This is a genomic window from Streptomyces sp. NPDC014623 (assembly GCF_043088245.1).
Lineage (GTDB): Bacteria > Actinomycetota > Actinomycetes > Streptomycetales > Streptomycetaceae > Streptomyces.
In genome coordinates this window covers 100,932-113,448 of sequence record NZ_JBIBZU010000024.1, presented here as the reverse complement: position 1 = coordinate 113,448, position 12,517 = coordinate 100,932, and the positions used below count along the sequence as shown (strand labels likewise).

Annotated in this window: 12 protein-coding genes; 5 read left to right on the top strand and 7 right to left on the bottom strand. The window is 68.9% G+C overall.

Annotated elements, in window-relative coordinates:
* The 3 genes from ACF1FZ_RS30275 to ACF1FZ_RS30265 all read right to left on the bottom strand — a co-directional run.
* The coding region (locus tag ACF1FZ_RS30275; protein ID WP_391776574.1) for an IS6 family transposase at positions 1 to 536 on the bottom strand (536 nt) is incomplete at its 3' end.
* A 199-nt stretch (positions 537 to 735) separates the two neighbouring features.
* Positions 736 to 1,026 carry a hypothetical protein gene (locus ACF1FZ_RS30270; protein ID WP_391776573.1) on the bottom strand — a complete coding sequence of 97 codons (291 nt, stop codon included), beginning with the start codon at positions 1,024 to 1,026 and terminating at the stop codon, positions 736 to 738.
* Between the two features lie 259 nt (positions 1,027 to 1,285).
* Positions 1,286 to 2,200 (bottom strand): transposase family protein, encoded by a 915-nt coding sequence (locus tag ACF1FZ_RS30265; RefSeq protein WP_391776578.1) that lies wholly within the window; start codon positions 2,198 to 2,200, stop codon positions 1,286 to 1,288.
* A 201-nt stretch (positions 2,201 to 2,401) separates the two neighbouring features.
* On the opposite strand from ACF1FZ_RS30265, the gene ACF1FZ_RS30260 reads away from it, so the two are divergent.
* The gene (locus tag ACF1FZ_RS30260; RefSeq protein WP_391776572.1) at positions 2,402 to 2,929 is read left to right on the top strand and encodes a DUF6584 family protein; all 528 of its coding nucleotides are present in this window, start codon (positions 2,402 to 2,404) and stop codon (positions 2,927 to 2,929) included.
* 345 nt (positions 2,930 to 3,274) lie between these two features.
* On the opposite strand, the gene ACF1FZ_RS30255 is transcribed toward ACF1FZ_RS30260, so the two are convergent.
* Positions 3,275 to 3,799, bottom strand: coding sequence for an SAM-dependent methyltransferase (locus ACF1FZ_RS30255; protein WP_391776571.1), 525 nt, complete (start codon positions 3,797 to 3,799; stop codon positions 3,275 to 3,277).
* A 92-nt stretch (positions 3,800 to 3,891) separates the two neighbouring features.
* Here ACF1FZ_RS30255 and ACF1FZ_RS30250 point away from each other — a divergent pair, with 92 nt between their 5' ends.
* Positions 3,892 to 4,488, top strand: coding sequence for a TetR/AcrR family transcriptional regulator (locus tag ACF1FZ_RS30250; RefSeq protein ID WP_391776570.1), 597 nt, complete (start codon positions 3,892 to 3,894; stop codon positions 4,486 to 4,488).
* Positions 4,485 to 5,486 carry a DMT family transporter gene (locus ACF1FZ_RS30245; RefSeq protein WP_391776569.1) on the top strand — a complete coding sequence of 334 codons (1,002 nt, stop codon included), beginning with the start codon at positions 4,485 to 4,487 and terminating at the stop codon, positions 5,484 to 5,486. Before ACF1FZ_RS30250 ends, ACF1FZ_RS30245 begins: the two co-directional genes overlap by 4 nt.
* Before the next feature lie 219 nt (positions 5,487 to 5,705).
* On the opposite strand, the gene ACF1FZ_RS30240 is transcribed toward ACF1FZ_RS30245, so the two are convergent.
* The 3 genes from ACF1FZ_RS30240 to ACF1FZ_RS30230 form a co-directional block, all read right to left on the bottom strand.
* Positions 5,706 to 6,686 carry a GNAT family N-acetyltransferase gene (locus ACF1FZ_RS30240; protein WP_391776568.1) on the bottom strand — a complete coding sequence of 327 codons (981 nt, stop codon included), beginning with the start codon at positions 6,684 to 6,686 and terminating at the stop codon, positions 5,706 to 5,708.
* 1,555 nt (positions 6,687 to 8,241) lie between these two features.
* Positions 8,242 to 9,360, bottom strand: a complete 1,119-nt coding sequence (locus ACF1FZ_RS30235) for a fatty acid desaturase family protein (protein ID WP_391776567.1) — start codon at positions 9,358 to 9,360, stop codon at positions 8,242 to 8,244.
* 7 nt (positions 9,361 to 9,367) lie between these two features.
* Complete coding sequence (locus ACF1FZ_RS30230; RefSeq protein ID WP_391776566.1) at positions 9,368 to 10,423, bottom strand: ferredoxin reductase; 1,056 nt, start codon at positions 10,421 to 10,423, stop codon at positions 9,368 to 9,370.
* An 86-nt stretch (positions 10,424 to 10,509) separates the two neighbouring features.
* Between ACF1FZ_RS30230 and ACF1FZ_RS30225 the strand changes: the two genes are divergently transcribed.
* Together ACF1FZ_RS30225 and ACF1FZ_RS30220 are read left to right on the top strand one after the other, a co-directional pair.
* Entirely contained in the window at positions 10,510 to 11,649 is a 1,140-nt protein-coding gene (locus ACF1FZ_RS30225; protein ID WP_391776565.1) for a PucR family transcriptional regulator, read from the top strand.
* 512 nt (positions 11,650 to 12,161) lie between these two features.
* On the top strand, positions 12,162 to 12,500 hold the full coding sequence (locus ACF1FZ_RS30220) for a thioredoxin family protein (RefSeq protein ID WP_391776564.1): 339 nt from the start codon (positions 12,162 to 12,164) through the stop codon (positions 12,498 to 12,500).
* The last annotated feature ends 17 nt before the right edge of the window (positions 12,501 to 12,517 follow it).

Genomic DNA, 12,517 nt, shown 5'->3' with positions numbered 1-12,517 from the left:
GCCCGTTCGCGCTGCCTGGTCGGCTGGTGGCTGTTCTCCGCCCGGTTGTTCAGATACTTCGACTGCCGGTGCTCGACGCAGGGCATGACCTCGCGATGAGCCGCGCCGTAGGAGCGGAGCTTGTCGGTGACGACCACCCGCGGCACCGCACCGGTCCTCTTCATCGGCCTGCGGTAGAAACGCCTGGCCGCAGCCTTGTCCCGCCGGTTCTGCACCAGGATGTCCAGGACATTGCCGTCCTGGTCGACAGCCCGCCACAGGTACTTCTGTTCCCCATTGATCTTGATGAAGACTTCGTCCAGGTGCCGCTTGTCCCCGGGCTGGGGCTGCCGGCGGCGCAGCGCGTTGGCATAGGTCTGCCCGAACTTGGCGCACCAGCGGCGGATCGTCTCGTAGGAGACGACGATCCCGCGCTCGAGCATGAGCTCCTCGATCTCGCGGAACGACAGCGGGAAGCGGAAGTACAGCCACACACAGTGGGAGATGACCTCGACCGGATACCGATGCCCCTTGTACGACGGCGACACGGCCCCCACAGACAGTCCCCTCCAGCACAATCAACCAGAAGATCATCCCACCCGACCAACCAACGTGACAGCGCCGCTGGGTGAGTGACCACGCGGCCACTCCCGAAAACTTGAGCCGTGGGAGTGGCCTGATGATTTCTCCGGTACAGACCGGCTCGTTGGAGACGACATCCAAAACCGACACGTGGAGAGCTCGTCAGCTTGGTGATCAGGGTTGGGTATCGAGGTCCTCGATCACCGCTGAGCTGAAGATGGTCGAAGCCAGCAGTGCTGAGTCCAGCGGTCCCTGAGGCGTGATCACTACACGGCGGCACGTCCAGGGCGTGTCGTTGCCCCGCCGTTGAATCTCTGCTTCGACCCATACTCCACGCTCATCTTCTCGGAAGATCAGCGCCTTCAGGGTTCCGTACTCGCCTTGCTGTAGCGACTCAGTGATTCCGACGCGCACGTCGGAATCGAACTCGTCCAGCCATTCCGCATACCGTTCTTGTAGCGACATGTCCCTCCACTCAGCAAGCGCACTCGGTGTAGAAGGCGGTGATGATGCCTACAGGTCGCCCGTCACCCGAGTCTGAGTCGGACCGGTGGGCGAAGACCACCTTCATCGCCCTAGCGGCATGGCTCGTGAAGGTATTGCTTCGAAGGTTACATGTTGTCTTGCGGTTCCCCGAAGTACCTGCTGTTGTACACGTCCCCCGGTCTAACGAGTTGGTGCGTGATAGCGGGTGAGGCGTGTTTGACCTGTTCGGGGCCTGTTCTCAGGTGTTGGTGGTGCGGTCGGAGCCGGGGTCGGCGATGGTGCGGTAGGTGTCGGGGAGGCGGTCGCGGCGGTGGGTCCAGCGCGTCAGTTGCTTCCGGCGTTTGTGGTCGGCGAGGGCGTGTTGGACGGTGATGCGGTCGGAGGAGTGGTCGTGGTGGTCGCGTTCCCACTGTTCGACTCTGCCGGGCAGTGCTCCCGGCCGGGGTTTTCTGGGCGGTGTGATCGCTTGCCCGCGGTGGTCGCGGCTCAGGCCGAGGTAGCCGTCGTCCAGGAGGACCTCGACGTCGGGAAAGTGCTGGAAGCAGATGGCGATGCCTTCGTTGCGGGCGGCGGTGGCGTCGTGCATACGTCCGGGCCGCAGGGCGTCGGTCCATAGTGTGCGTCCTTGCCGGTCGGCGATCACGGTGGCCTTCATCGTGTTCTGCTTCTTCTTGCCGGAGACGAACGCGCGCCGGCCACCACGTCCGGCCGGTGGCCGGCGGACCTGGATCTCGGTGGCGTCCAGCCGCAGCTCGATGTTCTCGGCCTGGGCGTAGGCGGACACGTCGGTCAGTGTCCGAAGGCGCAGGCCGGGGCGGTCGGGGACCGCGCACCCCCGCTCGGCCAGGAGCGTGTGTACTTCTGCGATCGCGCGGGTGGCGGTGGAGCGGTCGACGCCGAACAGCAGCCCCAGCACCGAGTGCGGCAGGTCGTGGCGCAGGTGGAGCAGCGTGGCCACCAGCCGGTCGACGAACACCAGCTGGTGACGGGCACCAGCACCCGCGGCCCGCTTCCTGGCCCCGCCTCGTGCAGCATGACGGCGGCCCTCAGGACCGGCTTGCCACGGCACCGCCAACTCCTCAACCGGACGCGCGAGATGACGCCGAGAGATTCCCGTGAACAGTCGATGCGCCAGCACCGCCCGATTGACCATGATCGCCACAACCGAATCATGCCACCTGCCAGGCACGACACCCCGCCCGCTATCACGCACCAACTCGTAAAGGCTCTCCCGTAACTGGCAAGTGTCCCGTCCGAGTGAGGTTCAGCCGATGCCGATGCCGTTGAGAGCGAGCGAGTGCTGAGCGACAAAACCAGGTCGACGTAGGTCAGTGCGGTACACGATCATGCGTTCATGCCCCTGAGAGAGACACTTGCCCGAGTCGATGCAGACCTGGCCGCCGGCCGGGTTCCCGTCGCGCGCCAGCGCCTACGCGGTCTCATCTCGTCCTTCCCGCACGACCTGACACTCCGCCGTCGTCTGGCCGAGATGTACCGGCTTTACGGCGACGCCGCCGAGGCTGGACGCTGGATGTACCTCGAAGAGGACCGGAATACCGACGAGACCGCCGCCTTCGAAGCGCGATACGGGTCTCCCGGGTGGCGGATGAAGGCCCTCGCCTGGCACGGCCCTGAGGCGAAGGCCGCCACCGCCTTCTCAGAGGGACAACTGGTCGCGGTACGGACCGCCTGCGCCGAAGAACTAGGACACCCCGTCGACTGGGACGACCCCACCTCCTACGGGGACGACCTGGAAGGGAAGTACGAGGCGCCCTCCGAGTCGTGGACGGTCGGCGGTGTGCTGGCGGGCGTCGGCTGTCTGGTGGCGGTCCTTGTGTTCCTCGCGATCTGGGTGAATGGACTCGTTGCCCTCTTCGACTGACTCAGGCCACCGGGGCCTGCGAGGAGCACCGTACAAGGTTCGGTGAGACCGTCCAGAGCTGCGGTGAAAGAGGACATCCGGTGACGAGTAAAATGATCCCCTGATGTCTGGTGTGATCACGGCTTCGGCGGCTCTGTCCACGAGAACGGGTTCTGGCTCAACTTCTGCGAAGGCGCGCCAGACGGGCTCGGGCCTGCGTCAATCCGAACCGCTGACCTGCTGGTTTCCCGTGCTCGCTGACCCGAGACACCAAGCCCCGGGTGACCATCACAGAAGTTGAGCCAGAACCTGAGAACTGACGGCCCCTCTGTCCACTGGCTGCCACCAACGTGACGTATCGCTGTGTCAACAGGCGGCGACCGCCGAGCTGACCACGTAGCGCTCCTTGACGATCCGGTCCGGGAAGACCTCGGTCAGGAAGTCGCGCTCCTCGGCCATGTAGGCGTTCGTCGCCTCCTTGCCGAGGACGAGGACGTCGGAGTAGCCGGCGAGGTTGGCGAGGTGCATGTCGAGAGGGGCGCTCCGGGTCCACGGCACGTGCCGGTGGGTGAAGCCGAGCTCGGGCGGCAGTCCGTGGAACCGTGCCGTGGGGTCGTGGGGGCTGTCGCCGGCTCCGAAAAGTCGGCGCAGGCGGGCGTCCTGGCCGGCGACCCATGGCACGCGGGTGTCGGAGTTGTTCCACCAGAGGGCGAGTGCACCGCCGGTGCGCAGGACTCGGAGAGCCTCCGGAACGGATTTGCGCTGATCGGTCCAATGCCAGGATGGGGCGTGTGTGAGGACGCCGATAGAGGCGGAGGCCATCGGCAGGGCGTTGCCGTCCCCGATCGCCAGGGGGACATCGGGCAGGCTGAGACGGAACTGAGCGGCCATTCCGGGTCTGGCCGAGGAGCACCTTCCCGACTTCCCCCAGTTCCACCCCGCTCCCTAAACTAGGTAGACCTACCTACCTAGTTTGGATTGTGATGAGCGAGACCGATGTGAACCCGGGACGGCGGCGGCCCGCCCGGGAACGGCTTCTGGAGGCGGCGGCCCGGCGCTTCTACGCCGACGGCGTGGCCGCCACGGGCATCGACACGATCACGGCCGAGGCCGGCGTGGCGAAGATGAGCCTGTACAACAACTTCTCCTCCAAGGCCGACCTGGTCCGGGCCTACCTGGACGCCCGGCACGAGGAGTGGCTCGGCCTGTACAGGACCCGGCTCGAGCAGGCCGACGGCCCCCGTGGAGGTGTGCTGGCCGTCTTCGACGCCTACGCGGACCACGCGGCGTTCGCGTACGAGCACGGCTTTCGCGGCTGCGGGCTGCTCAACGCTGCCGCCGAGCTCCCGGCCGGCGACGAGGGCCGGGCCGTGGTACGCGCCCACAAGGAGGAGGTCGAGCAGCTGATCACCGGTCACCTGGAGCAGTTGCTGCCCGGTCGGGCCGGCGAGGTCCGCTCGGCGGCCGAGCACCTGTCCTTCCTGGTCGAGGGCGCGATGGCCCGTGCCGGCCTGGAGGGCGACGGCGAGCGCGTCCAGCGCGCCCGCTCGATGGCCGCGGCGCTGCTGGACCGGCTGTGACCGGTGTCGGCCGTGACCGGCCCGCGAGGACCGGGGCCCTGTGCGTACTGACTGCCTCCGTGCTGTGGGGCACGACCGGCACGGCCGCCACCTTCGCCCCGGACGTGGGTCCGCTGGCCATCGGCGCTGCGGCCATGGGATCAGGCGGGCTCCTCCAGGCCCTGACAGCCGCTCCGCAGATCACCCGCCACACCGTCGGTCTGCGCAAGCAGCGCGGCGCGGTCCTGCTGGGCGCCGCCTCGGTGGCGGTCTACCCCCTGGCGTTCTACAGCTCCATGCATCTGGCCGGAGTCGCCGCCGGCACCGTCGTCTCGATCGGCGCCGCCCCGCTCGCCTCCGCGCTGATCGAACGCGTCGTGGACGGCCGCCGGCTCACCCGGCGCTGGATGCTCGCAGCCACGCTGGGCCTCCTCGGCACCGTCCTGCTCTGCGTCGCCGAAGCCGCCCACACCACCGACGGCGCCGGCCGCGCCTCCACGGCCCGCACGCTGCTCGGCATCGGCCTCGGGATCATCGCCGCCGCCACCTACGCCCTGTACTCCTGGGCGGCCCACCGGCTCATCAGCCGCCAGATCCCCTCCCGTGCGGCGATGGGCGCGGTCTTCGGAATCGGCGGGCTCCTCCTCCTGCCCGTTCTCGCCGTCACGGGCGCGCCGCTGATCGCCTCCTGGTCCAACGCCGCCGTCGGCACATACATGGCGCTCATCCCGATGTTCGCCGGCTACGTCCTGTTCGGCTGGGGCCTCGCCCACGTACCCGCCAGCACCGCCACCACCCTCTCCCTGCTCGAACCAGCCGTTGCCGCGGTCCTCGCCGTCCTGGTCGTCGGCGAACGCCTCCCCGCGACCGGCTGGGCCGGCATCACCCTCGTCATCACCTGTCTCGCCGCCCTCACCACCCCCACATCCACCCGCCCCTCACCCGACGGGCCACGCGACTCCGCGGACCACGGCAGCGGCCACCCCGCGAAGGCCGCAAGCATCACCTCGAAGCAATGACGATCGAACACGACACGGCTGCAGCATCTCCCGAAGCCGAGCTCCGGTACACAGGGCGTGAACGGTCGCGTCGGATTGACGTCTGCCGGAGGAGCGGGACGCGTGACCAGCACCGGCCGGAGGCTGGAACGAGCCCGGTGGAGCCGGACCACGGAACGCGTGCCGGAACCCGTTCTCGGGCAGCACCGATCCTCCTCGCGGGCTGAGTGTGGCGGGCCCTCAGCGCCAGTCGTCGATCACGTAGGCATCGGGGCGGCTGTAGCCGGGTTCGTTGGGCCTGTGCATAGCCACGCCCTGCAACCAGGTGCGGAAACCGCGGTCGGCCATTCGACGGTAGGCATCCGGGCGTCCCAGGTTGACCCCGGCGTCCAGTTGGCCCAGTCCGCGCTCGGAGGCCAGCTGCTCGCACGCGCCAAGTAGTTGTTCGAACCGATCGGCGGCCTCCGGGCCAGGGCGTACGGCTCCGAACTTGACGAAGCACACGTCCTCGCCGGCCTCTGATCCGGCTCCGCAGTGGCAGACGGCCAGACCATCGAGTTCGGAGTCGGCGTCCTGGAGCAGGATGGTGTCACCGAGCTCTTGCGTGTGCGTGGCCACGATCTCGCGTTCCAGGCTCAGGCCCTCGTGCACTGCCCCGGTCAGTGCGCGACAGCGGCTCAGGGCGTCGGGCTGCTCGGCGGCGGGCAGCCGGCCGTACAGCACTTGGCGGGGGGCCGCGGCACTGCCTGCGACCTGCTTCCTCATGACGGCGGTGAGGAAGCGGGGCCAGAAACCGTACCGGCGGTAGAGCTCGAGGTGCTTCGGACTGTGCGAAAAGGTGAACAGGCCCAGGTGGCGGTTCTCCCAGGCGTCGAAGCAGTCCATGACCGGCTCCATGAGGCGCCTGCCGACGCCCTGGTCCCACAGGTCCGGACGTACGGTCAGCGGACCGAAGTACCCGACGCTGCCCCAGTTGACGGCGAAGTTCGATCCGGCGACTTCGCCGTCGACCGTCGCGGCGAAGGCCGCCTGTGGGTCGGCCGCCCAGCGAGTGCGGACGTAGTCGGCGGTCCCGAGGAACGTCTTCGGCTCAGGGATCCCGAGGAACGTCCCGAAGGCGACCCTGAAGATCTCGTCGGCCCGGTCCAGGTCCGCCTCACCCAGCGGGCGGACCGACGCAGGACCCGTGCCACTCCTGGGCTCCCCTGCTGGTGGGATCATTGCTCTCTCCTTCCCGGCTCCCTGCTCCATCGCACCACGGGCGTGCGCGGCGGGCGAGGCGAAAGGTCTACCGGTACCCAGGGACCGAGGACCCGGCCGGTCCGCCTTGCCTGTCCGCCGGGAACTGCAGCGGTCACCAGGCCGAATACCGGCCGGTCGGACAACGGGTGCTACGGGTGTCGAGGCACAGGAAGGCCACCCCTGCCCGGGACGGGGAGCCGGTCGACGGGTGGTGCTGTCCCTTCTCGGGATCCGGCACACAGGGCGTGAACGGTCGCGTCGGATTGACGTCTGCCGGAGGAGCGGGACGCATGACCAGCACCGGCTGGAGGCCGGAACGAGCCCGGTGAAGCCGGACCACGGAACACGTGCCGGAACCCGTTCTCGGGAACATTGGCCTCGGCCCCGGGCGGGCGCTTCCCGGAGTGCTGGACGATCGCCGTCGTGATCCGGTTCTGGCACGGATCTTGGGGTGAGGCCGATCCCCGGGAGTGGACACCGGGTTCCATGCGGCGAGTGACAGAGTGCGTGACGCGATCAGGCGCTGTCCGTACTCGGCCGGTGTGAGGCAGCCGAGTACGGAGTGCCGGCGGCGTCGGTCGCGGTACGACATCCGGCGGAACAGTTCCAGGCGGGCCCGGGCCTTCCACGTCCAGCGCCGGCCGTGCGGCAGTTCTCGCTCGAGGCCCTGGAGGAACGACTCGGCGAGGGCGTTGCCATAGCTGGGCCCGACGTGCCCCACGCTGCGGCGGATGCCGCCCCGGACGGCCGGCACGTTCGCCCCGGTGTCCTGGCGGACCCATGTGCGCAGTGTCTCCCCGGTGATCCCGAGCCCGGCGGCCCCAGCCGCGTACGTGCGCTTGCCACCGCCCGCGCAATACAACGTGACGGCGCTTTTCCGGAACTCCTCCGGTACGGGGACTGACCTCCCACTTGGACTCCCTCCTTGAACCACCAAGATCCATGGTCAGGGTGTCCACTCCGAAGGATCAGCCTCACCGCCTCGCTGGACCAGGTCGAAGGCCATGAAGTGCGCCGGCCACTCCCGCGCCGCCTGGGCGGCAGCTGCCCCGCGCCGGGCGAACCGCCGCTGCAGCCGCTCGAACACCGGCCCGCCCGGATCCCGGGGAACGCGGCCGTCATGTCCGTGCCGCGAGGCAGCAGCACCCGCCCGCGTACACGGCGAGCTGAGCACGGTAGCCCTCCCCCTTCGGCTCATCCGCCCATCCCTGTGGCAGTGCGAGGCCGGACCGAGGGGCGGCAAGCACCGGTTCCGGCAGTGTCCATGCCTTCCACCCAGCCCGCCCGCCGGCAAACCGAGTGCGCGTACGCCCCCGGCCACCGGCCCGGCCACGGCAGGTCGGCGCACTGCACCACCTCGCCGGGGCTGTGTGCTGAGCTCCTGGCACACGTCCAGGCAGCGCAGCCGGACACCGGGCTGCCCGGACCCCGTTTCGTACGGTCTGATGTCGCGGCCGCCCACCGTCCGCAACGGATCTCACCGAACCAGACGGTGCCACCGGTACGGCCGAAAGATCTGAACCACCACCGGGAATCAGGCCGCGACGAGCTCCTGCTCGCGGTCCGGCGTCTTGACCTTGGGCTTCTTGTTCGGCAGCGAGAGCCGGAAGACCTTGTGCCACGCGGAGAACACCTGCTTGGGCAGCGGTCCGGTGACGTACTCCAGCTCGTACTTCTCGAACAGCGCGCGCACCTTCACCGCGACCTCGGCGTACCGGTTGCTCGGCAGGTCCGGGAACAGGTGGTGCTCGATCTGGTGCGACAGATTGCCGGTCATGAAGTGCATGGCCCTGCTGCCGCTGATGTTCGCCGAGCCCATCATCTGGCGCAGGTACCACTGGCCGCGCGTCTCGCCCTTGATCGACCTGCGCTCGAAGACCTGCACGCCCTCGGGGAAGTGCCCGCACATGATCACCGAGTGGGTCCAGAGGTTGCGGACCACGTTCGCGGTGAACGTGGCGGCGAGCGTGGTGAGGAAGGACGGGCCCGACAGCAGCGGGTGGACCACGTAGTCCTTGAGCACCTGCCTGCGGATCTTGCGGCCCACGGCCTTGGCCCGCGCGCGGAACTCCGGGTTCGTGCGGCGGCGCTTGTGCAGGTTCTTGCCGAGCTCCAGGTCGTACGCTGCGATGCCGTACTCGAAGAAGCAGGCGTTGATGAAGTTCCACAGCGGCTGGCCGAGGTGGAACGGGTGCCACTTCTGGTCCTCGTCGACGCGCATGATGCCGTAGCCGAGATCGTTGTCCTTGCCGATCACGTTGGTGTACGTGTGGTGCAGCTCGTTGTGCGAGTGCTTCCACTGCTCGGCCGGCGAGACGTGATCCCACTCCCAGGTGGTGGAGTGGATCTTCGGGTCCCGCATCCAGTCCCACTGGCCGTGCAGGATGTTGTGGCCGATCTCCATGTTGTCCATGATCTTCGCCACGGACAGCCCGGCGGTGCCGAGCACCCACGCGGGCGGGAAGATCGAGAACAGCAGCACGCCCCTGCTGACCAGCTCGAGCTTGCGCTGCGCCGAGATGACTTTACGGATGTAGGCGGCGTCCTTCTCGCCGCGGTCGGCGATCACCTCGTCGCGAATGGCGTCGAGCTCGCGGCCCAGCTCCTCGATCTGCTCCGCGGTCAGGTGGGCGGTGGGGTCGATGGCGGTCAAGGTGCTCCTACCGTTCGATGTCGCAGGGGCCCGCCGCGGCGGACACGCAGGTCTGGATGAGGACGCCCGGCTCGGCCTCGGTGATCTCGCCGGTGCGCAGGTCGCGGACGGCGCCCGCCTTGAGCGGCGTGACGCAGCCGAAGCAGATGCCCATGCGGCATCCGGAGGGCATGAGCACGCCGGCCTCCTCGCCGACGTCCAGCAACGGCGTGGCGCCGTCCGCGCCGACGGTCTTGCCGGTGGCGCTGAACGTGACCTCGCCGCCGGCGCCGACGGCGACGATGCCGGGGCGGAAGCGTTCGGTGTGCAGGAGCTCTCGTACGCCGTGCTCGGTCCAGTGCTCTTCGGCGGCGTCGAGCAGGCCCGCGGGTCCGCAAGCCCAGGTCTCGCGCTCGGCCCAGTCGGGCACGAGTTCGTCGAGACGGGCGATGTCGAGCATGCCGTCCGTGGCGGTGTGCACCTCGGTGAGCCGCAGCTTCTTGTCCGCGACCAGGTCGTGCAGTTCGCTGCGGAAGATCACGTCTTGCGGCTGTGGCGCGCAGTGGACCATGACGACGTCGTCGAACTCGGTGTCGCGCAGCATGCCCATCACAGGCGTGATGCCGCTGCCGGCCGTCAGGTAGAGCACCTTGGCGGGCTTGGCCCGCGGCAGCACGAAGTCACCGGTCGCCTGGTCGAGCTGGATCAGCGTGCCCGGTTTCGCCCTGCGGACCAGGTGGTTGCTGACCTTGCCGCCCACGATCGCCTTCACGGTGATCGTGAAGCGGCCGTCCCGGCGGTTCGTCGGCGAGGTGATGGAGTAGGCACGCCACAGGCGCACCCCGTCGACATCGACCCCGATCCGCACGTACTGACCGGCTGTGTGGCTGCGCCAGCCCCGTCCCGGTCTGATCACGATGGTCGCGGCGTCACCCGTCTCGGGATGCACGGCCTCGATGCGCCCACGTAGGTCAGCGCCCGCACGCAGCGGGCTGACCAGGTCGAGGTAGTCCGACGGCAACAGCGGCGTCGTGACCATCTCCAGCAGTTTCCACGCCCTGCTGCGCAGGGCTGCACTCGTCATGGCTCCAGCTTGCTGTGCCACAAGGCGTAAAGTCCTGACCGTAGGACGTAAATCTGATCGGCTGAATTGTTCGCGGGAAACAAAAAGTGAGCCATGCAATCCGGAGGGCCAGCGAACTGGCCCTGGACGAAACAACAATCACCGCACTTCGGGCCGCGCTGAAGACCACCGCCGACGAGGTCGTCCAGGCGATCATCGACGAGGTCCCTCCCTACGCCAACGCCCTTTCGGGCCACATGGGCGCCACCATCCGCCGAGCCGTCCGCACCGCCCTGGGGCACTACCTGGACCTCGCGAGCGGGAACGCCACAGGCGGCGACGCCGGTGACGCAGCCTACGAGCTGGGCCGCGGCGAGGTGCGCGACGGCCGTTCGATGGACGCCCTACTCGGCGCATACCGCGTCGGCGCCCGCGTGGCCTGGCGATGCCTGGCAGCTGGGGCCGTACCCGCGGGTCTGCCCGCCGCCGAGGTCGCCAAGTTCGCCGAGCTGACCTTCGCCTACATCGACGAGCTCTCCGCCGCGAGCGCCGCGGGCCACGCCGACGAACTGGCCGCCCGGGGCAGGGCCCACGAGCGCCACCTGGAACACCTGACCCGCGACCTCCTCGCCGACGCGAGCCAGGACGTGCTGCTGGCCTCTGCCCAACGGGCCGGGTGGCAGCCCCCGGTCTCGCTGACCGCGGTCCTGCTGCCCGCCGCCCAGGCCCGGCCTGCCTACCGCGCGCTCGACCCGAGCACCCTCGTCCTGGACGATCTGCCGGACGCCACCGGTGTGCTGTTCGTCCCCGATGCGGACCGCTCACACCTCTTGAGGCAGCTGACCGGCCGCACTGCCGTGGTCGGCCCGGCCCGGCCATGGACGCGTGCGTCCGCCTCGTACGCACGAGCCGTACGCGCGCGCTCCCTCTCCTCTGATGTTCGCGACACCGAGGACCACCTGCCTGAGCTGGTGCTGAGCGCCGACGTGGAGGCGTTCGCGGACCTGCGTACCCGGGCCCTGGCACCGTTGCGGACCTTGCCAGTCGCGACCGCGCGGCGGCTGGAGGAGACGTTGCGGGCGTGGCTGCTGCACCAGGGCAGGCGGGAGGAGGTGGCGGCGGCGTTGTTCGTTCATCCCCAGACAGTCCGGTACCGGATGTCGCAGCTGCGGGAGCTGTTTCCGGATCTCGCATCGCCACACCGGGTCCTTGAACTGACGCTGGCGGTCGGCCTTGGGGCCGGCTGACGAGTACTTCCTCGTTCCCGGTGCCACCAGATGGCTCATGCGGCCCGGGGAAGAGCGGTATCGGCCAGCTGAGACGGGGGGCTGATGCGAAGACCGGACAAGGTCTCGGGAAGCCCGTCGGGAGCGCTGTCCCTGAGAAGCGCGGTGGCGAACACGGCTCGACTGGAGCCGGTGGACGATGCGTACCGGTCCGCTCGTCGACGCACTCATCGAGCATCTGGTCGGTGATCCGGTCCGCTACGCCCTGGAAAACGGCTTTCATTTCGTCGTGGAGGGCGCTGTTCCGGCACGAGCTGACCCACGGGCGCGCGGCGGGCTGCAGCTGGGTGACCGGCGGGGCGGCCAGGCCGGGTCACCAGAGGCGGGGCCGGGCGGCTCGCGCGGGGGACCACCGTGGTTCTGCGACGGCCCCCCGTGCCTCCCTTCCGACAGGCCAACCGACCGGGCCGGCCTGGGTACACCGCGCGAGGGATGATGGGGATGGAACAACGGACGTGAGATCAGGAGCTCGCATGGCGAAGTGGGTTCACCGGCCCCGTGAGGACGCGGAGTTCGACTTCATCCTCGGGATGAGCGGAGTTCCGGTCCTCGCGTACTTCACCGGGACATGGCCCAAGGCAATCGAGCCCTGCCGGGTGATGGACCTCGCCGTGGGTGGCATCGTCGACGACTGCACGAGCCGCCTGACGGTCGTCCGTGCCGACATCACGCGTTGTCCAGCCGCAACCGAGCGATACGGGATCACCGGTGCCCCGTCCTGGGTCCTGCTGAAGGAGGGAGAGGTGGTGGCGCACGGCACGGGGCCTATGACCCTTGCCGAGGTACGGAGGTTCCTGGACGGCCACCTCTGAGCGGCCGCTGCGGCACG